The following is a 21,238-nucleotide window of genomic DNA, read 5'->3' on the forward strand; positions in this document are numbered from 1 at the left end:
ACATTAATTATTTATGATTAAAAAAGTTGGAATTATAGGAGCAGGTACAATGGGCAGTGGTATCGCACAAGTTGCATCCACAGCAGATTGTAAAGTCAAACTATTTGATTTAAATCAAAATGCTTTAGACAAAGCTAAAGCCAGTCTTGAAAAAATCATGACTCGTTTAGTAGAAAAAGGGCGTGTTACTTCCGAAGATAAAAATAGAATTCAAAACAACATTAGTTACGTTAATTCCCTGAAAGAATTATCAGATAGCGATATGACAATTGAAGCAATTGTTGAAAATCTAGATATTAAAAAGAGAGTATTTCAAGAATTAGAGAGTTACGTTTCGGCAGACTGTATTATAGCTTCAAATACATCGTCTTTATCAATAGCTTCAATAGCTTCTTCTTTAGACAAGCCAGAAAGGTGTGTTGGAATTCATTTTTTCAATCCGGCACCGTTGATGAAATTAGTTGAGGTAATTCCTGCAATTCAAACGAGTGTTGATGTGCTTAAAATTTCCGAAGAAACTATTAAGAGTTGGAAAAAAGTAGTCGCAGTAGCTAAAGATACACCAGGCTTTATCGTAAACCGAGTTGCAAGACCGTTTTACGGCGAAGCATTAAGAATATATGAAGAGGGCATTGCAGACTTTGCTACCATTGACCACGCAATGAAAACTTTAGGAGGCTTTAGAATGGGACCATTTGAGCTAATGGATTTTATTGGTAACGATGTAAACTACACAGTTACCGAAACTGTTTTTACAGCTTTCTATTTTGACCCAAGATACAAACCAGCATTTACTCAAAAACGTTTTGCAGAGGCAGGATATTTAGGTAGAAAATCTGGCAGGGGATATTATAATTATGCAGAGGGTGCTGTAAAACCAGAGCCAAAAACAGATGTAAAATTATTAGAAAGTATTAAAAATAGAATAATAGTGATGCTCATTAACGAGGCAGCAGACGCCTTGTTTTTAAACATTGCTAGCGCTGAGGATATAGACAATGCGATGACAAAAGGGGTTAATTACCCTAAAGGATTATTGACTTGGGCAGATGAATTAGGTATTGGTGCTTGTGTTAACGCGCTAGATGCATTGTATGAAGAATATAGAGAAGATAGGTATCGTTGTTCTCCTTTGTTAAGAAGAATGGATAGAGAAAATAAAATATTTTTTTAATGGAAGGAGCAAAGATTCCATACAAGATGTTGAGTCAAGACGCCTATTCAACTTGGTTAGGAATAGAAATTCTAGAATGTGAAATTGGACGTGTAAAAGTAGGGATGACTATTAGAAAAGAAATGCTCAATAGTATGAACAAAGCCCACGGTGGTATTAGTTACAGTCTCGCAGATACAGCTTTTGGCTTTACGGCAAACACGCACGGTAAATATGCTGTTTCTATTGAAACAAGCATAAACCACATTGAAGCATTAGAAGAAGGAGACTATATTACTGCCCAAGCCACCCTAGATTTACAAAAAACAAAGGTTGGTTTTAATATAGTAGAAGTAAAACGAGACGATGAATTAGTAGCACTTTTTAAAGGCGTAGTGTATAGAACCAGTAAGGACTGGGAAGAATAAAAATGTAAAAATGTAGATATACGAAGTACGATTAGAAAAGTTGTACATCAAATATAGTACATCTAAAATCAAATTATGAAAGAAGCATATATCATAGACGGAGTTAGAACTCCTGTAGGAAGTTATAAAGGAACACTTGGTGCAGTTCGCACAGATGATTTAGGAGCAAAAGTAATTGCCGAAATTGTAAAAAGAAACCCTAACATACCAAAAGACGCATACGACGACGTGATTATGGGTTGCGCAAACCAAGCCGGAGAAGACAACCGCAATGTAGCTCGTATGAGTTCTCTTTTAGCGGGATTGCCATATACAGTCCCTGGTGAGACTGTGAACAGATTATGTAGTAGTGGTCTTTCAGCAATTATTCACGCCAATCGTGCAATAAAAGCAGGCGATGGAGATGTGTTTATTTCGGGAGGTGTAGAGAATATGACACGTGGTCCTTGGGTAATCTCTAAAAGTGCTGCTCCCTTCGGAAATGATAATAAAATGTACGATTCGTCTTTTGGTTGGAGATTTGTAAATCCAAAAATGCACGAAATTTACGGTACCGATGGAATGGGAGTTACTGCTGAAAATCTAGTTGAGAAACACAACATTTCAAGAGAAGACCAAGACGCTTTTGCATTTAATAGTCAAATGAAAGCAACCGAAGCACAAAAAAACGGAAGATTAGCAAAAGAAATTGTTGCAGTGGAAATTCCGCAGCGAAAAAAAGACCCAATTGTTTTTGCTCAAGATGAGTTTATTAAACCAACAACAACAAAAGAAATTTTAGCAAAACTTCGTCCAGCCTTTAAAAAAGAAGGAGGAAGTGTGACTGCTGGTAATGCATCTGGATTAAATGACGGAGCAGCTGCAACAATTATTGCTAGTGAAGATGCCGTAAAAAAATATGGTTTAAAACCATTAGCACGTATTGTATCCTCTGCTGTAGTAGGAGTTGAACCTAGAATAATGGGAATAGGCCCTGTTGAAGCTTCAAACAAAGCCCTTAAAAAAGCAGGATTAAAAATGGAAGATATGGATGTAATTGAGCTTAACGAGGCATTTGCATCACAGGCTTTAGCGTGCATTAGAGAATGGGGATTAAAAGATGATGATGCTAGAATTAATCCAAATGGAGGCTCAATCGCAATAGGACACCCACTAGGAGTAACAGGAACTAGAATTGCCTATTCAGCAGCTTTAGAGTTAAAAGAAAAAGGGAAACGTTATGCATTAGTAACAATGTGTATAGGCGTTGGGCAAGGCTATGCAGCGATTATTGAAAATGTGAATTTATAATTCAATAAAATGAATAAGACACAACACTACATACAAGGACAATGGCAATCTGGTAGCGGCGAAGGAATTCCAGTTTTTGACTCTATCACAGGCGAGCATTTTACAAGCACCACTATCGAAGGTTTAGATGTTCCTTCAATTCTTCAGTATGGAAGAGATAAAGGAAATACGCTTCGTAAAATGACATTCCAGCAACGTGGAAATATGTTGAAAAGTCTTGCACTTTATCTAACAAAACGAAAGCAAGCTTTTTACGAAATTAGTTACCGAACAGGAGCCACAAAACGTGATAGCTGGGTGGATATTGAAGGAGGTTTTGGAAATCTTTTTGCAAATGCATCGCTTCGAAAATTGTTCCCGAATCAAACCTATCACGTAGAAGGAGACCCGATCGATTTGTCTCGAGGTGGGCGTTTTATGGCACATCATATTATGGTACCTCGCGAGGGTGTTGCAGTACACATTAACGCCTTTAATTTTCCAGTTTGGGGAATGCTCGAAAAATGTGCGGTAAACTGGATGGCAGGAATGCCAGCAGTTGTATTGCCCGCACCCCAAACAGCTTATTTAACTGAAGCCGTTGTGAGAGAGATTATCGCTTCGGGAATTTTACCCGAAGGTGCTTTGCAACTTATTTCTGGAACAGCTAAAAATATTTTAGATACGGTACAATCACAGGATGTGGTTACATTTACAGGTTCGGCAAAAATAGGTCGTCAATTAAAAACGCACCCGCAACTAACGGCAGAATCTGTTCCCTTTACTATGGAAGCAGATAGTTTAAATGCCGCTGTTTTGGGGAAAGATGCAGTTCCTGGAACTCCTGAATTTGATTTATTTGTCAAAGAAGTTCGTAACGAAATGACTACAAAATGTGGACAAAAATGTACGGCGATTCGTCGTATTATCGTGCCGCAAGAGTTGATAGAGGATGTGCAAATTGCGTTAGCAAATCAGTTAGACAAAGTAACTATTGGCGACCCTCGATTGAAGGAAGTCCGAATGGGAAGTTTAGTAAACGATGCACAACGAAATAGCGTAAAGGAACAAGTCGCTAAAATTGCCGAAACTGCTGAAATGGTCTACGGAAATTTTAATGACTTTAAAGCGGTTGGCGCAGATGCTCAAAAAGGAGCATTTATGAAACCCATTTTGATGCGCGAGGAGAATCCGCTGCAAAATGAAAATGCCCACATAACCGAAGCTTTCGGGCCCGTAAGTACCTTAATGCCTTATGATACATTGGAAGATGCAATCACATTAGCGAAGATGGGGAAAGGTTCTTTGGTGAGCTCTATTGTTACAAACGATGATAAAATTGCAAAAGAATATGCAGTAAACGCGGCAAGCCATCACGGCCGTATTTTAATTTTAAATCGTGAGTCTGCTAAGCAAAGTACAGGACACGGCTCACCATTACCGGGATTAATACACGGAGGTCCGGGACGTGCTGGTGGAGGTGAAGAAATGGGCGGAATGCGTGGTATTAAGCATTACTTACAACGTTGCGCCATTCAAGGAAGTCCAACAACCTTGACTGAAGTAACAGGGATGTACCAACCTAAAGCAGATTATAAAGAATCTTCTAAACATCCATTTGCATATCACTGGGAGGATATCCAACCAGGAATGTCTTTGAAAACGCATAACCGTACTATTACGGATACAGATATTGTAAACTTCGGAAATATAACTTGGGACCATTTTTATGCCCACACAGATATAACCAGCTTAGACGGAAGTATTTTTGAAAAAAGAACCGCACATGGCTATTTTATCATTTCAATGGCGGCCGGATTGTTTGTGTATCCAAACAAAGGCCCAGTTGCTGCAAATTATGGTTTAGAAGAAATTAGATTTTTACGACCTATTTATCATAACGATACATTATATGTGCGTCTAACGTGCAAGCAAAAAGTAGATAGAGATAGCAGAGGTCAAGAGCATCCAAGCGGAATTGTAAAATGGTATGTAGAGATTTTTGATGCAAATGTAGATAGCGCTAATGCTATTTTACCTTCTGGAGCAGAAAAAGAAGACCCTTTAGTATGTATTGCAACCATTCTTACAATGGTAGAGAAAAAGCAAGAAATTTTTACCGAAATGACAACAGATAAAATAAAATCTTGTTTGTCTAAAATTTCCGAAGATAGCAAACCTAAATGGGGGATTATGACGCCACAACATATGCTGGAACATCTGGAATATACCTATAAAATTGCAGGTGGAGAAATTCAAGATTTTGAGATTGCAACTCCCGATAAATATTTAGATGTAACACATGACAGTTTATATAATTTTAAAAAATTTCCTCAAAATTCTCGCTTTCCGCAGTTAGAAAAAGACACCTTAGCTTCATTAGTACACCCAGATTTGCAAACTGCAAAAGATAAGTTTTTAGAGCAGCGATTTAAATATTTAGCATTTTTTCAAGAAAACCCAGATGCAGTTTTAAAGAATTTAGTGTTCGGAAAATTGAATAAATATGAATCATATTTATTGGAGCGCAAGCATTTGAATCATCATTTTGAGCAATTTGATTTATTGTAAGAAGAAAATAATTAACGGACAGTCAATGCGGGTGTTCAACGAAAAGTCAATGCGCACTTGTTGCGCATTCGCTATCTCCCTAGACCGAATGTTGATTAAACTGTGTGCGAACTGAAAATAAAAATTGAACAAAACATTAAACTGATTCCGCAATAAATGCGGAATGACTATAAAATGAAAACAATGTACACCTACATAATGGCTCATATTAAAAATAGGCTTTTTTATGTAGGAGTAACAAATAATATAAAACAACGCACCTTTGATCACAAAAATGCAACTTATGGCACGCACACTGGGACATATAATATAAAACAACTAGTGTGGTTTGAAGAACATGATAGTCCATTAAAAGCAATAAGACGTGAAAAAACTATTAAAAAATGGAAGCGCGATTGGAAAATAAATTTGATTGAAAGTATTAATCCAGAATGGAATGACCTGGCAGCAGATTGGAATTTTGATGGTTTTATTACTAGTAAAGAGCGTTTCAATAAAAAGTAGATAATAATATTTAACCGAATGCGGAATAAATCCGCATTCACAAGTCAAGAAAGCGATGACAGCACCATACGTAAAAGAAGAAATAAATAACGGGATTTCAACTATAGAATTTTTTCACCCAGCGCATAATAGCTTGCCGGGAGATATTCTTGAAAAGTTGAGAAAGACTATTAAAGAAGCAGGCGAAAATAATGATGTAAAAGTAATTATCCTTAAAAGTGGTGGTGACAGAACATTCTGTGCAGGAGCTAGTTTTAAGGAGCTTATAAGTATTGATGATGCTGAAACTGGTCGCGTATTTTTTAGTGGTTTTGCAAATGTTATTAACGCAATGCGAAAATGCCCCAAATTTATAATAGGTCGTGTTCAAGGAAAAACTGTAGGTGGCGGAGTGGGGGTTGCAAGTGCAACAGATTACTGTATGGCATCAAAATTTGCAAGCATTAAACTAAGTGAATTAAACATTGGGATAGGGCCTTTTGTTGTTGGACCTGCAGTAGAAAGAAAATTAGGACTTACAGGAATGAGTCAAATTGCAATAGACGCAAATAGTTTTTATGATGCGGAGTGGGCAAGGCAGAAAGGATTGTATGCGAGCGTTCACGAATCTACCGAAGCTTTAGACGAAGCCGTAAAAGCATTTGCAGAAAACCTTTGTAATTATAATCCAGAGGCGATGAAAGAAATGAAAAAAATTATGTGGACAGGAACAGAGAATTGGGATGAGTTACTAGCCGAAAGAGCGGTGATTTCAGGAAGACTTGTTTTATCTGATTTTACTAAAAAAAAATTAAAGAGGTTTAAATAAAAATTTCCATTTATATGATTTACAGTTTTAAAGGGCATATACCAGTTGTACACGAATCAAGTTTTGTGCACCCCTTAGCGGCTGTGACTGGAAATGTAATTATTGGTAAAAACTGTTATATAGGTCCTGGAGCCGCAATACGTGGTGATTGGGGTGAGATTATTCTTGAAGATGGTGTGAATGTACAAGAAAACTGTACGGTTCATATGTTTCCGGGTAAAAGTATTGTTTTGAAAGAAGGTGCACATATTGGTCACGGAGCCATTATTCACGGAGCCAATTTAGGCCGTAACTGCCTCATAGGAATGAACAGCGTTATTATGGACGATGCCGAAATAGGCGATGAATGTATCGTAGGAGCCATGGCATTTGTAAAAGCGGAAACCAAGTTTGAAAAGAGACAATTAATAGTAGGGAATCCTGCTAAAGCAATAAAAGAAGTTTCTGATGAAATGATTGCCTGGAAAACTGCAGGGACAAAATTGTATCAACAATTACCAACAGATTGCCAAAAGACCTTAAAGGAAGTAGAGCCCTTGCGGGAAATCCCAAAGGATAGACCTAAACAAGAAGATTTTTATAAAACGCTTCAAGAGATAAAGTTAAAAAAATAAATAAAAGTTGTCACACAGAGCTTATCGATAATTATTCAAAAAGCAATAGTGACTCTTACAGGCACAGCCTGATAATGAATTTAAAGATGTCAAAAATAGAATTCAAAATGCCCAAAATGGGCGAAAGTATTACAGAAGGTACTATCTTAAATTGGTTAGTTGAAGAAGGAGATTCGTTTGAAGAGGGCGATATTCTCGTTGAAGTAGCGACAGATAAGGTGGATAATGAAGTGCCTGCAACAAGTGCTGGTGTAATGTTAACTCACAAAGTTTCGGCAAAAGATGTGGTACCGGTGGGTGCAACGATTGCAATTTTGGAATTGAAAGAAGGAAGTTCGGTTTCAAATGTTTCCGAAGAAAAAGCTGCTTCACAGGAGAGTAAAAAGTCAACCTCAAAAAATAAGGTAACTCCTCAAAAAACTCAAAGTAGGTCTAGTGTTGACTCAAAGGCATTTAAGGTAAACGAAAATCTTTTTATTTCTCCTTTAGTAGATGCTATGGCTCGCAAAAATCATATTTCATATGAAGAATTGGCAAGAGTTAGCGGTACTGGTAAAGATGGAAGATTGCGTAAAAGTGATGTTACAGATTATTTAAAACAGGGACGACCATTTCAATTTGCACAAGAAGTGGCTGAATCCTTAGGATTTCAAGTGCCTAATTTAAAGTTTGACAAAGGGGAAGGGAGAATAGTGGAAATGGACCGTATGCGCGAGATGATTGCAGATCATATGGTATATAGCAAACATACTTCGCCACACGTAACCGCTTATGTAGAGGCAGATCTTACTGATATGGTTACTTGGCGTAATGCCAACAAACTAAAATTTCAAAAAAAACACGGAGAGAAATTAACGTTTACACCACTTTTTATTGAAGCAGTAGCGAATGCAATTAAAGATTTTCCGATGATAAATTCATCGCTTGACGGAAAAAATATTATTGTAAAAGAGGATATTAATATTGGTATGGCAACAGCCTTACCTTCTGGAAACTTAATTGTTCCTGTGGTTAAAAACGCAGATAAAAAAGATTTAAAAGGATTAGCAGCAGCAACAAATGAACTAGTAGGTAAATCTCGCTCCGGAAATTTGAAAGGCGATGACATGAAGGGCAGTACATTTACCATAAGCAACGTAGGAACTTTTGGAAGTTTGATGGGAACACCTATAATCAACCAGCCAGAAGCAGCAATATTAGCAACTGGAATTATTAAGAAACGTGCTGAAGTAATTGAGAAAGAAGATGGAGATACTATCGAAATAAGGAGTATGATGTACTTGTCTCTTTCATTTGACCACAGAATTGTAGATGGATTTTTAGCTGGATCTTTCTTGAAAAGGATTGCTGATAATATGGAGAATTTTGATACGAATAGAATATATTAGTGTTGTCTGGTCGAACATAGTCGAGACCTTTATAAATTAGACTGTAGTTAAATCGTTAAACCGATTCCGCTACAAGTGCGGAATGACTTGAATATGAAGATTACAAAAGATTTAGTTTTAAAAGCCTTTAAAAACCTAGTCACTGCAAAAGCAATGACTGAGATTTATGAGGCAAACTTTAAAGTAGTTTCAAAATATGTACATGCTACATCTCGTGGGCATGAGATAATACAAACCGCGGTAGGAATGCAATTACAACCGCAGGATTATATGTTTCCATATTATCGTGATGATGCTATGCTGCTTGCAATTGGTATGACACCGTATGAAATGATGTTGCAGGTATTAGCGAAAAAAGATGATCCATTTTCAGGTGGACGTACTTATTATTCACATCCTAGTTTAAATGATATTGACAAGCCTAAAATTCCGCATCAAAGTAGTGCTACTGGAATGCAGGCAATCCCTGCTACAGGAGTTGCTTTAGGCTTTTCTTACAAAGAAAGCTTAGGAAAGGAAGAGCCTATTGCTAAGAAAGTGTTTGAGGAACAACCTGTTGTTGTATGCTCTTTAGGTGATGCATCTGTTACCGAAGGTGAAATAGCAGAGGCTTTCCAGATGGCGGCTTTAAAACAATTGCCTATTCTTTATTTGGTACAAGATAATGGCTGGGATATTAGTGCTAATGCTGCGGAAACGAGAGCTCAAAACGCTGCTGAATATGCAGCGGGATTTCATGGATTAGAAGCAATTTCAATCGATGGTACCGACTTTGAAGAAAGCTATAAGACAATTAGAGAAGTTATAGAGAAAATACGAGCTGAACGTAGACCATTTTTGATACATGCAAAAGTTCCGCTATTAAATCATCATACTTCGGGAGTGCGAATGGAGTTTTATAGGGATGATTTGGACGAAGCAAAATCGCGAGATCCATATCCTAAAATGTTGCAGTTACTTTCAAATTTTAATATTTCCGAAGAGGAAATAAAGAAAATTGAAACTGAAATCGGAGCCGAAGTTGCCTCAAGTTTAGATAAAGCATTAGTCGCAGAAGATCCAAAACCTGAAGATTTATTTACACATGATTTTGCTCCCACACCTGTTACAGAAGAGGTGGGAGTGCGGTCACCAAAAGGAGCGGAGAAAGTAGTAATGGTGGATTGCGCATTATTTGCAATTGAAGAATTAATGGCAAAGCACCCAGAATGTTTGCTTTATGGTCAGGATGTGGGAGGACGTTTAGGAGGCGTATTTAGAGAAGCAGCTACGCTGGCTCAAAAATTTGGCGATAATCGTGTTTTTAACACTCCTATTCAAGAAGCGTTTATTGTAGGTTCGACAGTGGGAATGAGTGCTGTGGGGTTGAAGCCTATTGTTGAGGTTCAGTTCGCAGATTATATTTGGCCAGGACTTAATCAATTATTTACAGAAGTTTCACGAAGCTGTTATTTGTCTAATGGAAAATGGCCCGTATCAATGATATTACGTGTTCCCATAGGTGCATATGGTAGTGGAGGACCTTATCATTCTTCTTCAATGGAGAGTGTGGTAAGTAACATTAGAGGGGTTAAAATAGCATATCCTAGTAACGGTGCCGATTTAAAAGGATTGATGAAAGCAGCATATTATGATCCCAACCCAGTAGTAATTTTTGAACACAAAGGACTTTACTGGAGCAAAGTGAAGGGAACAAAAGGAGCTACGAGCATAGAGCCAAATGAGGATTATATGTTGCCTTTTGGTAAAGCTTGGGTTTTACAAGAAATATGGCCGCAAGAGGAAGAAGAAACGTTATCTATTATAACCTACGGTATGGGGGTTCATTGGGCTATGAATGCTAGTGCAGAAATGGGACTACAACAACAAATAGAGGTAATTGATTTAAGAACGTTACATCCTCTTGACTACGATACTGTTGTTAAATCTGTTAAAAAATGCGGAAAGTGTTTAGTAGTGACAGAAGAACCTTCTGAGAACAGCTTTTCTAGAGCATTACAAGGTAGAATTCAAGAAAAATGTTTTCAACAACTGGATGCTCCCGTTATGATAATTGGATCTGAAAATATGCCGGCAATCCCTTTAAATTCGGTTTTAGAGGAGACAATGATTCCTTCAACAGAGAAGGTGAAGGCGAAGATTGAAGAAATATTTAATTATTAAAACCTTCATTTTATAAATTAAAAAAGTCTTCCTTCTGTAAAAAAGGAAGACTTTTTTGATAGAAATTTTTTGAGTGATTTATTTAATTTTTTTAATTGTAAAAAAATTACTTCCAGCCTCAGGGCGCATACGAACTTCACCACTATTACCAGCTCGTTCAACATATATGTAAACTTCATCTCCAGATTGCATTTCTATAGTTTCGTTTATAACAACATTTGAAGTTACAACTCCATTTGCGTTTCTTATATAGTTGTTTGATATTGTTGAGCCTGGATATCTAGTTAAACCTCCTCGATTAACTAATAGTTGCGTGTCTAGTTGAAGGTCTCTATTTGATGTAATAGCAACAATTGTCATATTTACATGAATATTATAACGACCATCTTCGTTTATGGTAAGCCTAGTGACGTCTGGTCCCTCAGTTACAGAAAAAAGGTTTGTATCATCGTTCCATTCATTAAATTCGAATAGTTCTAATTCAGTCCCTGCAAAGTCATTTAAGTTTTGCGTTCTGTTTTCTGCGTTACCAAATCTAGCTCCACGGTCTTCATTTTTTTGTGCAACCCAACGGCCATTTTCCCAAACATAAAATCCAAGTCTAACATCATTAAGATACCCTGATGGAGTTAAATTTTCATTTGTGTTATACACTAATAATCCATCTGCTGGAGATGTAACAGGTGACGCTATTGAGGCATTCGTTAGCGCAACTCTATTTATAAGTAATCCTTTATTGTTTCCGGTTAACTCTAGCGTAGCGCTTAAATCAATTGAAGAGTCGCCAATACCTACAGAGCCATTTGTAACAATATTGTCATCAATGTTAGTAGGTTGATTTGTAGTACCCTCTTCATACCAATCATGGTCAAGATCATCTGAAGATAGTATTCTCCTCCATCTAGAATTTTGCCAAAAATAAAACCCTTCAGCCTCTGTGCCTGTAGATACTGCTGTAGGTCCTGTGTTCCATACTAATAAGCCGTCAATTGGAGATGATATTATTGGGCTGTAATTTGATAAATCATTAATTCGCATTCTATTAGTTAAAAATCCTTGATTGGTTTTAGATAAAGTAAGAGATGCATATTCTGGGTTGGTATTTGCACCAATTTCAACGTTGTTTTTTATTGGGTTTGCCGAAATTATGACACCGCTATCCGCTCTAATCTGAAAATTCATGTCAGGATCACCATCAGGATTTATAGTTACCTGACCACCATTAACTCCAAAACTATCAAAAGATAAAAAACGTCTGCTAGAACTACTAAAACTCAAATTACTGGCATTGTGCATGTACATTCCAGAATTAGTACTCCCTGCAAAACTATATACTGGAGCAGATTCACTTCCTAAACCTTCAGAATAAATTTTTGCTTGAGAACTAGAACCAGAAGGAATGGTAAATTTTGTATTATTGTTCGTTTTTACAACTAATGATTGTGGATTAGTAGTACCTATAAAATCACCCGTGGTTATAGCATTGCCTTTCAATTTCCAATCATTTTCTATTGCAATCCACTTGTCTACACCATTCCAATAATAAAATCCAGGCGTTACAGCATTAACTCCTGCGACTGTTGCGGTGTTAAATATGAGAGTACTTTTTTCTAAAGTATTTCCTGTTAAATTTATAGCAGATAACGAATCGTCACCTGTTAGAGCCACTCTTGGTATGAGAACGCCACTATCTGAGGAGTTTATATCTAATATAACTCCATCACTGGGGCTTGAGGTATTTATACCAACTTGGCTAAGTCCATAATATGATATAATTGTAAAAAAAATACAAAGTAAAGGTTGTCGCATTTGTAGGTTAATTTAAATTTAAGTGAGCAAAATTTAATTATTATTACATTTCATAAATACTTTTTTACGATAAAAGAATAATAATTTAAACAAAGGTGTATTTTTCCTACAAAAAAGAGTCAAAAGATATGTTCTATTCGTTGACTTGTCTATTTAATTCGATTAAATGTAGGCATTTTGTTTTTAAATCCAGTTTTTAGATAATACATATTATTAAGCTACTAGTATTTTAACTATTACTATGGTAAAATGCGATAATCTAATTTAATGTTAAATATTCTTAGGTGTTTTAAAAATTTTGAAAATAAAATTTTTAAAAATTCGCTTTTGTACTTTTAATTTTCAATTATCTAAAAATCAATTATGTATAGTTATAATGCAAAAAATTATAGCTGTTTATGATGGCGACACAGTAACTGCCAAAGTGGATTTAGGTATTCTTCATTTTCAAGTAATGGAGTTGCGTTTTTATGGAAATGATAGACCAGAATTAAGAGGAGAATTACGCTTCCGCAGAAATTAGAATACAACAATAAATAAATATGATTCATTTAAAAATGTGGATGGTATATTATAGTTGTAAAAAAGATCTAGTGGAAATAGTTTTCACGTAACATATAAAGTAAAATTCCAGAGGAATATTTTAATAATTGGATGTGCGCGTGGTGATAATTAGTAGTAAAACTATGCCAGCGATTTTTCTAACTGAGAAGATGAGGATTAAGCAGATTTCAGCTTATTAATTATTAGAAATAAAAAAAATACCCACAAATAGGTATTTTTTTTATTTCATACTTTTTTAATTTAGCCGATTCAAATTTATACTTATGAAATATATATGTACGCTTGTTTTTTTGTTTACTTCATTAATTAGTTTAGCTCAAGATTATGAATTTTTAGGTTCTTTAAATCACGGAGGTGAAAACAATTTAGGAGGAATTTTTGCAGTAAATGGGCAAGGGGAAAATCTGTCAATTATTAAAGATTATGATGTGATTAATCCAGGTAATAATCCTAGAGGTATTACGCAATTACCAAATGGTGATCTATATGGCGTTACGTACTCTGGAGGGGCATCTAATGAAGGGATACTTTTTAAATACAATTTACAAACAGAGGTATATAGCATTGTTCTTGAGTTTAAGGGTGATATTACTGGAAAAAATCCACAATCTAATTTTTTAATAACAGATACTAATAGGGTATTAGGTGTCACATCATCTGGAGGGACTAATGGCTTTGGGACAATTTATGAATTTGATTATTCAACAAATACTATAATTGTGCTTCATCATTTTGACGGTTTATTAGGTAGTAATCCTTTAGCAATAATTCAAAAAAGTGATGGATTGATCTATGGTACAACATATAGCGGTGGAGCTAATAATAGGGGTTCTATATTTAGTTTTAATATGGATACAAATGCTATATCATCACTTTATGATTATCCTGCAACTACTCAATACCCCTTTGAATTAGCAGAAGCACCTAATGGAAAACTATATGGTGTTTTGAGATACTTTCAAGGAGGCTCTGGTATGGTTTATTCATTTGATGTTGATACATTAACTTTTAATACAATTTATACATTTAGTAATACAAGCCTTGGTAATAATCCAATAGGAAAAATGATTCTTGCACCAGACGGTATGCTATATGGTATTGCTCGGTCTGGTGGAGGTGGATCTAATGGGCAACAAACTAGAGGAGTGATATATCAAATAGACCCTTCTACAGATACCTACTCTATGAAAACCAATTTTTTACTTAATGGTTATAGTGAACCTTCAGGTCCTTTGCTTTTAGGTAGTAATAATTTAATGTATGGATTTACATATAAAGGTGGATTAGATGATAAAGGAGCCTTATTTAGTTATGATTATGTAACTAATACAAAAACATTTTTGACTGATTTTGCTGAAATTTCTGCAACTACAAACCCTTCTGGTGAAAACCCAATAATTCAAATTGCTGATAAATTATATAGTGTCCTGAGAGGAGGTTTAGGAAATAATGGAGTGCTATTTTCATACGATACAAGTACTGGAGAAAAAGAAAAATTAATAGATTTTGGATATAGCCCAGGCGGAGCTAGCCCAAGTAGTTCACTTACATTAACTACAAATGGTAAATTATATGGAGTTACTAGAAACGGAGGAAATTTTGGGAAAGGTACACTTTATGAAATTGATCCTGCAACAAGTATATATACAAAAGTATATGACTTTACAGGAGATATAGTTAACTTACCTTCTACAAAATTAGTAGAAGGCCAACCTAATATTCTATATGGTTTAGCTAGAACTGAAGATTCAACTAACTACGGAATTTTGTTCTCATTTAATACCTTAACGGGTATCTTAGCACTAGAACATAATTTTGTAAATATCGCAGAAGGAATTTATCCATCAAATAATTTAGAAGTTGATGAAAATGGCATACTATATGGCAAATCCAACAGTGGAGGGGCTAATAGTAGAGGTGTTATTTTTAAATATGATACTAATACAGATACTTACGCTGTAATACATCATAATGAGGCTGATTTATATATTTTTAGTCAGTTTCATTATCAAAATAATACATTATATTTTACAAATACAGAATTTAATACCTCAGTGACAGGTAATTTATTGCAATTTGACTTAAGTACAAATACCATAAGTATACTCCATTCTCTTATGGATAATGGAATAGATGGTCGTTTTAGTGGGTATTTAGTATTTAAAAATTCAGTAATATATGGATCAACTTCAAGTGGCGGGGCTAATAATTTTGGATATATATATTCTTATGATTTAGACACAGATACCTTTACAAACCTATATGATTTTACAATGGTTGGAACTAAGGCTCTTAATACTTTAGACCCATTGAATCAAAATATTATATATGGATCAACAACTGGGGGAGGTGCTAATGATAAAGGGGGTATATTTTCGTATTCTATCCTAGAAAATGAATTGATATATAATGCTCCATTTAGCTCAGAAAAAGGATTTAGTCCAAGTTATGATAAAAACTTTCTTCCTATTAACAGATGTATAGAAACTACAACTTTTACAGCTACGGGTTGGGAAAATGGTATTGTTCCCACGAGTACAGTTACGGCAATAATAAATGCACCTTACAATACTTCTATAAATGGAGACTTAGAAGCTTGCTCATTAATAATAAACGAAGGTGTTATAGTGACTATAGAGGCAGGTACCTATTTTAATATAGAAAATAGCATAATCGTAAATGGCATATTAAATGTTGAACATCAAGGTAGTGTTGTGCAAATTAATAATAAGTCTGGGGTAGTAAAAGGAAGTACTGGAAGTATAAATGTAGATGTTACAACTCCTATATTAAAACCACGCGACTTTATAATTTCTGGTAGTCCAATGACAATGGAGAGAAGAGATGCTGTTTATGAAAGTTCTTTTAGGGTTTTAAAACATTCAACATTAGATTTCTTCCCACATCCACTTGTAGATGATTTTTATGTACCAAATATTGTTGCTAATTTTATGGATGATAATTTTAACGATTGGTTAAATTACACAGGTACAATAAATCCTTCTGAAGGTTATTTAGTATATCCACAAGCAAGTATTTTAGACGGGAACTCAACGTACAACCTTAGTTTTACTGAAGGTACATTAAATAACGGAGTTATCAAATATGCAATGGATTTTCACGTCGATAAAAATTCAAGCCCAAATATAATTTCAAACCCTTATGCCTCAGCAATCGATGCAGAAATGTTTATAAATGCCAACAATGAAATTGACGAGGTTTATTTCTGGGAGCATATCACCACGCCAGATAACTCTTTTCCTGGAGGAAGCTCAGCAAATTTTAACATGGAGGATATTTCCATGTATAATCTTTCCGGCGGAATAGGTACAGGTACAGCAGCAAATAATGGAGGGGCAATTCCTAACGGGGTCATTGCTACGTCTCAAGGATTTGGTGTAAAAGCGACAGCAGCTGGAAGCGCTGTTTTTAATAATGCAATGCGTATTAACACAGGTAATACAACTTTGAGAACGCCAAATGCAGATAGCAATAGAATTTGGTTGGAAATAGAATCAATGCAATATGGTCTTAGTAGTGAAACCTTGATTGCATTCAGTCCAGAGGCAACATCATCATTTGATGCAGGATATGATAGTGATCAGTTAGGTAGAATTGTATCACTTTATTCTCATCTACCAGATGGAACAATGTCACTTGGTATTCAAGGACGAGAAGTTTTCGATGAAAATATTATGGTTTCAATGGGCTATGCCTCTCAAATTAATGATAATGCTCTTTTTAAAATAAAGATAAAGGCTGTTGAAGGTGGTCAAATTGAAAATGCCGTAGTTTACCTAGTAGATACATTTGAGGAAACCATTACAAATCTTTCTGAAAATGGCGCTTACACATTTACAACTGCAAAAGGTAATTTTCCAAATAGGTTTATTTTACAATTTGAAAATAATGAGACTCTTGAGACTTTGGACCAACACCTATCAAGAATTTCGGTAGTTCCAAATCCAACTAATGGTGTGCTTTTTATAAATTCTCCAAGTTCAATAATTAAGGATATTACTATCGTAGACATTCAAGGTAGGATTATAAAAAAAATAAGGGATATTGAAAATTTCAGTTTAAAATTAGATATTTTGGCAATGCAGTCTGCCGTATATTTTGTTAACATCAATACTAAAAACGGAACAGTTGTAAAAAGAATAATTAAAAATTAAATTCATTTAATTTTATAATCTAAAAACCTGTTTCGTTGATAACGTTACAGGTTTTTTTTGGAAGTTTATTTGATGAAAATAAAAACATCCATTTATATTTTTTTTTAATGCTTCGGAAACTGAATGTATTTAAGCATATTAAATGTTCTTAGATTTCTTAAAACTTTGAAAATATTATTTTTTAAATAAAGTTTTAAAAAATCGTTTTTGTATTTTTATTTTTCAATTAGCTAAAAACCAATTATGTATAATTATAAGGCAAAAATTATAGCTGTTTATGATGGCGACACAGTAACTGCCCAAGTGGATTTAGGTTTTCTTCATTTTCAAGTAATGAAATTAAGACTCTACGGTATTGACACACCTGAATTGCGAGGAGAAGAAAGAGAACAGGGACTAGTTGTTAGAGATATTGTTAGAGAAATGATACTTGATAAAGAAGTTGAGATAGATAGTTATAAAGATAAACAAGGAAAATTTGGAAGATATCTAGCCACAATAAAAATAGGTGATATAAATCTTAACCAATGGCTGGTAGATAATGGTCATGCGGTTCCATATATTCCATAAAAAAAAGCCCTCAATTGAGGGCCTTTTAATTTACTTTTTATTCATTGCTTCAGGTGGGTATTCCATTAAAATTTCAGAAACTATTGTATTAATTTTTTCTTCTTTTTTAGAAATATCACTTCCTCTGTAAAGGCTTGACCTACCTATTCCCTGCCACACAAGTTCGTTTGTTTTAACATCGATTAGATCAATATAAAGGGTTCCTTCAGTAGAGCGAGACACTGTATTGCCCCAATTGCCTCCCCAGCCATAACCAGGTCCCCAACCCCAAGCGCCATAACCCCAGCCAAAATTACTATTATAAACGTCTACACGTTCATTCTCTTTAGTAAATATGCTTACGAGCATATCTGGAGTGTTTGATTTTGTTTTTCCTTTAGCAACCAGTTGTGTTTCGATTGCTCTTAAAATTCTTTTTTTATCAAGGTCGCTAATTGCAGCCTTATCTATCCCTGGCTTGTAAAAAGCAAAAGAATTATAATTATTAAAATTTGCATCCTTGTCATAATCGCTAACTACTCTTACAGAAGAGCATGAAGCAAAAACGAGAAGCAATGCTACGGGTAAAAATTTAAATGCTTTCATAGTTTTTTTTTAACTAAATAATGAATCGTCCACGAAATTAGGAAGCGTTACTTTAAGATTAGGAGTACGTTCCATCTCTCTTTTAATAGCAAAAACTGCCTCTTCATTTCGTGCCCAACTGCGTCTTGCAATTCCATTATTTACATCCCAGAATAGCATACTTTCTAGACGTCGTTGTGCGTCATCAGTACCATCAAGAACCATACCGAACCCACCATTTATCACCTCGCCCCAGCCTACGCCACCACCATTATGGATGCTCACCCAAGTGGCTCCTCTAAAGCTATCACCTATTACATTATGTATAGCCATATCTGCTGTAAAACGAGATCCATCATAAATATTTGAAGTTTCTCGATAGGGAGAATCTGTGCCTGAAACATCATGATGGTCACGACCAAGAATAACTGTTCCTATTTTTTCTTCGGAAATGTGTTTGTTAAAAGCACTCGCAATCTTCATTCTACCTTCGGCGTCAGCATAAAGAATCCTTGCTTGACTACCTACAACTAGTTTATTTTCCTGAGCTCCTTTAATCCATTGAATGTTATCAAGCATTTGCTGTTGGATTTCTGGTGGAGATGTTTTCATGATCTCTTCTAAAACCTCGCAGGCAATAGCATCGGTTTTAGCTAAATCTTCTGGGTTACCACTAGCGCAAACCCATCTAAAGGGTCCAAAACCATAATCAAAACACATGGGCCCCATAATATCTTGTACATACGAAGGGTATTTAAAATCTATGTTATTTTCAGCCATGATATCTGCACCAGCTCTCGAAGCTTCCAGTAAAAACGCATTTCCGTAGTCAAAAAAATAGGTCCCCTTTGCAGTATGTTTATTAATAGCAGCGGCATGTTTTCTTAAGCTTTCTTGTATCTTTTCTTTAAATTCCTCGGGGTTGTTTGCCATCATTTCATTGGCAGCTTCGTAGCTCATTCCCACAGGATAATAACCGCCAGCCCAAGGGTTATGTAATGATGTTTGGTCACTACCTAAATCAATATGAATGTTCTCTTTGTCAAAATGTTCCCAGACGTCAACAATATTTCCATCATAAGCAATAGAGACAGTCTCCTTTAATTTTAGTGCATTTGTAACACGCTCTCCAAGCTTATGTACGTCGCTAATTACCTCATCAACCCACCCTTGCGAATGCCTTGTTTGAGTTGCTTTTTTATTGACTTCGCCACAAACTGTTACACAACCTGCAATATTACCGGCTTTAGGTTGAGCACCACTCATTCCTCCTAATCCTGAGGTTACAAACAAGCCTCCTCTAGGTGATTTTTTAATTTTTCTGAAACCATTCAAAACTGTAATTGTAGTCCCGTGCACAATACCTTGAGGCCCAATGTACATATAGCTACCTGCTGTCATTTGGCCATATTGAGTAACGCCAAGTGCATTAAACTTTTCCCAGTCATCAGGCTTTGAATAGTTAGGTATCATCATTCCGTTTGTCACAACAACCCGCGGTGCATCTTTATGTGAAGGAAATAAACCTAGCGGATGCCCAGAATATACAACAAGTGTTTGCTCATTTGTCATCTGTCCTAAATATTGCATTACAAGCCTATATTGTGCCCAATTTGAAAACACACCACCGTTTCCTCCATAGGTAATTAACTCATGAGGATGTTGTGCTACAGCATGGTCAAGATTGTTTTGAATCATTAACATAATTGCTTTAGCCTGCGTGCACTCACCTGGATATTCATTGATGGGCCTCGCGTAAATTTTATAATCCGGGCGTAGGCGATACATATAAATACGACCGTAGGTATCGAGTTCATTTTTAAATTCGGGTAGGAGAGTGGCGTGGTGTTGAGGTTCAAAATACCTAAGTGCATTACGAAGTGCAAGTTGTTCTTCTTCCGCAGAAAGAATTTTTTTACGTTTAGGAGCATGGTTTACATTTGTATCGTATTCCTTTAAGGCTGGAAGTGTGGTTGGGATTCCTTGTAAAATTTCTTCTTTAAAATTCATATCGTATAATGATAGTGTGAGTGTTAAAATTACTACTGTTTTTTCTTTTTGTTAAATCCGTAGGGGCAATGGCGACAACCACTTTCGCAACAATAACCTCTTTTAAGGTGATATTGTTCGGTAAAACATTTATATCCTTCTGGGGTAAGGTAGTAGTCCCCTTCTTCGATGGGTATATTTTTCTTTGGGAATAGCATGCAGTAAAAATACATAAATCCAAGATTAGAAATAAATCATTGCGTGGCCAAAATATGTATATTTAGGCATAGCCGAAATGTAACTATGATTATACTAGTGTCAAAATTATTAATACGTAAGGGGTTCAATGGGATTGCATTATGGCCTTTTGTTATACTACGGAAACGAGAAATGAAAGAAGATGCGGTTATGTTGAATCACGAGAAAATCCATTTACGACAACAAATTGAAATGTTGGTAGTGCTATTTTATATTTGGTATGGGCTTGAATTTTTTATTAGATGGATACAGTATAATAACAAACATACTGCCTACCGAAATATTAGTTTTGAAAGAGAGGCTTATGCTAATGAATGTAATTTTCAATATATAAAGCAAAGGCGATTTTGGTCATTTTTAAAATTTATTTAAACTGTTTTATGTTATTAAAATTTCAACATAAAAAAAAGG

17 protein-coding genes are annotated in these 21,238 nt (G+C 35.4%); 13 read left to right on the forward strand and 4 right to left on the reverse strand.

Translation table 11 applies throughout. The annotated features are described in order from the left end of the window. Positions 1–13: 13 nt before the first annotated feature. The 9 genes from GB234_RS05060 (at position 14) to GB234_RS05100 (ending at position 10,898) form a co-directional block, all read left to right on the forward strand. Positions 14–1,174, forward strand: coding sequence for a 3-hydroxyacyl-CoA dehydrogenase NAD-binding domain-containing protein (locus GB234_RS05060; RefSeq protein WP_151893423.1), 1,161 nt, complete (start codon positions 14–16; stop codon positions 1,172–1,174). Continuing rightward, on the forward strand, positions 1,174–1,581 hold the full coding sequence (locus GB234_RS05065; protein WP_151893424.1) for a PaaI family thioesterase: 408 nt from the start codon (positions 1,174–1,176) through the stop codon (positions 1,579–1,581). The genes GB234_RS05060 and GB234_RS05065 overlap by 1 nt, the downstream gene beginning before the upstream one ends. Positions 1,582–1,656: 75 nt before the next feature. Further along, a complete protein-coding gene (locus GB234_RS05070; RefSeq protein WP_151893425.1) occupies positions 1,657–2,871 on the forward strand; it encodes an acetyl-CoA C-acyltransferase in 1,215 nt (404 codons plus the stop codon). A gap of 9 nt (positions 2,872–2,880) precedes the next feature. After that, a complete protein-coding gene (gene paaZ, locus GB234_RS05075) occupies positions 2,881–5,421 on the forward strand; it encodes a phenylacetic acid degradation bifunctional protein PaaZ (protein WP_151893426.1) in 2,541 nt (846 codons plus the stop codon). Between the two features lie 183 nt (positions 5,422–5,604). Further along, a complete protein-coding gene (locus tag GB234_RS05080) occupies positions 5,605–5,925 on the forward strand; it encodes a GIY-YIG nuclease family protein (protein ID WP_235906054.1) in 321 nt (106 codons plus the stop codon). A gap of 55 nt (positions 5,926–5,980) precedes the next feature. After that, the gene (locus tag GB234_RS05085) at positions 5,981–6,733 is read left to right on the forward strand and encodes an enoyl-CoA hydratase/isomerase family protein (protein ID WP_151893428.1); all 753 of its coding nucleotides are present in this window, start codon (positions 5,981–5,983) and stop codon (positions 6,731–6,733) included. Positions 6,734–6,747: 14 nt separating this feature from the next. After that, positions 6,748–7,347: an acyltransferase gene (locus tag GB234_RS05090; RefSeq protein ID WP_151893429.1), complete on the forward strand. Its 600-nt coding sequence runs from the start codon at positions 6,748–6,750 to the stop codon at positions 7,345–7,347. An 86-nt stretch (positions 7,348–7,433) separates the two neighbouring features. Further along, positions 7,434–8,735 (forward strand): dihydrolipoamide acetyltransferase family protein, encoded by a 1,302-nt coding sequence (locus GB234_RS05095; RefSeq protein ID WP_172966844.1) that lies wholly within the window; start codon positions 7,434–7,436, stop codon positions 8,733–8,735. A gap of 93 nt (positions 8,736–8,828) precedes the next feature. Then, positions 8,829–10,898: an alpha-ketoacid dehydrogenase subunit alpha/beta gene (locus GB234_RS05100; RefSeq protein ID WP_151893430.1), complete on the forward strand. Its 2,070-nt coding sequence runs from the start codon at positions 8,829–8,831 to the stop codon at positions 10,896–10,898. A gap of 78 nt (positions 10,899–10,976) precedes the next feature. Here GB234_RS05100 and GB234_RS05105 read toward each other — a convergent pair whose 3' ends face one another. Beyond that, positions 10,977–12,707: a phage tail-like protein gene (locus GB234_RS05105; RefSeq protein ID WP_151893431.1), complete on the reverse strand. Its 1,731-nt coding sequence runs from the start codon at positions 12,705–12,707 to the stop codon at positions 10,977–10,979. Positions 12,708–13,083: 376 nt separating this feature from the next. Here GB234_RS05105 and GB234_RS15050 point away from each other — a divergent pair, with 376 nt between their 5' ends. The 3 genes from GB234_RS15050 to GB234_RS05115 all read left to right on the forward strand — a co-directional run bounded on the left by GB234_RS15050 (position 13,084) and on the right by GB234_RS05115 (position 18,016). Then, on the forward strand, positions 13,084–13,230 hold the full coding sequence (locus GB234_RS15050; protein ID WP_172966845.1) for a hypothetical protein: 147 nt from the start codon (positions 13,084–13,086) through the stop codon (positions 13,228–13,230). 304 nt (positions 13,231–13,534) lie between these two features. Continuing rightward, positions 13,535–17,446 (forward strand): RemA C-terminal-like gliding motility protein, encoded by a 3,912-nt coding sequence (locus tag GB234_RS05110; RefSeq protein ID WP_151893432.1) that lies wholly within the window; start codon positions 13,535–13,537, stop codon positions 17,444–17,446. 243 nt (positions 17,447–17,689) lie between these two features. After that, a complete protein-coding gene (locus tag GB234_RS05115; protein ID WP_208997316.1) occupies positions 17,690–18,016 on the forward strand; it encodes a thermonuclease family protein in 327 nt (108 codons plus the stop codon). A gap of 30 nt (positions 18,017–18,046) precedes the next feature. Here GB234_RS05115 and GB234_RS05120 read toward each other — a convergent pair whose 3' ends face one another. Genes GB234_RS05120 through GB234_RS05130 form a run of 3 tightly spaced genes read right to left on the reverse strand, consistent with a single transcriptional unit; the run spans position 18,047 to position 20,787 of the window. Then, positions 18,047–18,601: a DUF4136 domain-containing protein gene (locus GB234_RS05120; protein WP_151893433.1), complete on the reverse strand. Its 555-nt coding sequence runs from the start codon at positions 18,599–18,601 to the stop codon at positions 18,047–18,049. A 9-nt stretch (positions 18,602–18,610) separates the two neighbouring features. Beyond that, the gene (gene hutU, locus GB234_RS05125; RefSeq protein ID WP_151893434.1) at positions 18,611–20,590 is read right to left on the reverse strand and encodes a urocanate hydratase; all 1,980 of its coding nucleotides are present in this window, start codon (positions 20,588–20,590) and stop codon (positions 18,611–18,613) included. Positions 20,591–20,622: 32 nt separating this feature from the next. Beyond that, the gene (locus GB234_RS05130) at positions 20,623–20,787 is read right to left on the reverse strand and encodes a C1orf53 family protein (RefSeq protein ID WP_172966852.1); all 165 of its coding nucleotides are present in this window, start codon (positions 20,785–20,787) and stop codon (positions 20,623–20,625) included. Positions 20,788–20,872: 85 nt separating this feature from the next. Between GB234_RS05130 and GB234_RS05135 the strand changes: the two genes are divergently transcribed. Further along, positions 20,873–21,199, forward strand: coding sequence for a hypothetical protein (locus tag GB234_RS05135; RefSeq protein ID WP_151893436.1), 327 nt, complete (start codon positions 20,873–20,875; stop codon positions 21,197–21,199). Positions 21,200–21,238 lie beyond the last annotated feature (39 nt).

Origin of the sequence: Patiriisocius marinistellae (genome assembly GCF_009014635.1) — a bacterium.
Classification (GTDB): Bacteria; Bacteroidota; Bacteroidia; order Flavobacteriales; family Flavobacteriaceae; genus Patiriisocius; species Patiriisocius marinistellae.

Bases quoted from the DNA above. Each gene is read 5' to 3' on its own strand.
- GB234_RS05105 (WP_151893431.1), bottom strand. From the start codon at position 12,707: ATGCGACAACCTTTACTTTGTATTTTTTTTACAATTATATCATATTAT.
- GB234_RS05065 (WP_151893424.1), top strand. From the start codon at position 1,174: ATGGAAGGAGCAAAGATTCCATACAAGATGTTGAGTCAAGACGCCTAT.
- GB234_RS05085 (WP_151893428.1), top strand. From the start codon at position 5,981: ATGACAGCACCATACGTAAAAGAAGAAATAAATAACGGGATTTCAACT.
- GB234_RS05095 (WP_172966844.1), top strand. From the start codon at position 7,434: ATGTCAAAAATAGAATTCAAAATGCCCAAAATGGGCGAAAGTATTACA.
- GB234_RS05135 (WP_151893436.1), top strand. From the start codon at position 20,873: ATGATTATACTAGTGTCAAAATTATTAATACGTAAGGGGTTCAATGGG.
- GB234_RS05100 (WP_151893430.1), top strand. From the start codon at position 8,829: ATGAAGATTACAAAAGATTTAGTTTTAAAAGCCTTTAAAAACCTAGTC.
- GB234_RS05080 (WP_235906054.1), top strand. From the start codon at position 5,605: ATGTACACCTACATAATGGCTCATATTAAAAATAGGCTTTTTTATGTA.
- hutU (WP_151893434.1), bottom strand. From the start codon at position 20,590: ATGAATTTTAAAGAAGAAATTTTACAAGGAATCCCAACCACACTTCCA.
- paaZ (WP_151893426.1), top strand. From the start codon at position 2,881: ATGAATAAGACACAACACTACATACAAGGACAATGGCAATCTGGTAGC.
- GB234_RS15050 (WP_172966845.1), top strand. From the start codon at position 13,084: ATGCAAAAAATTATAGCTGTTTATGATGGCGACACAGTAACTGCCAAA.
- GB234_RS05130 (WP_172966852.1), bottom strand. From the start codon at position 20,787: ATGCTATTCCCAAAGAAAAATATACCCATCGAAGAAGGGGACTACTAC.
- GB234_RS05090 (WP_151893429.1), top strand. From the start codon at position 6,748: ATGATTTACAGTTTTAAAGGGCATATACCAGTTGTACACGAATCAAGT.
- GB234_RS05070 (WP_151893425.1), top strand. From the start codon at position 1,657: ATGAAAGAAGCATATATCATAGACGGAGTTAGAACTCCTGTAGGAAGT.
- GB234_RS05115 (WP_208997316.1), top strand. From the start codon at position 17,690: ATGTATAATTATAAGGCAAAAATTATAGCTGTTTATGATGGCGACACA.
- GB234_RS05120 (WP_151893433.1), bottom strand. From the start codon at position 18,601: ATGAAAGCATTTAAATTTTTACCCGTAGCATTGCTTCTCGTTTTTGCT.
- GB234_RS05060 (WP_151893423.1), top strand. From the start codon at position 14: ATGATTAAAAAAGTTGGAATTATAGGAGCAGGTACAATGGGCAGTGGT.
- GB234_RS05110 (WP_151893432.1), top strand. From the start codon at position 13,535: ATGAAATATATATGTACGCTTGTTTTTTTGTTTACTTCATTAATTAGT.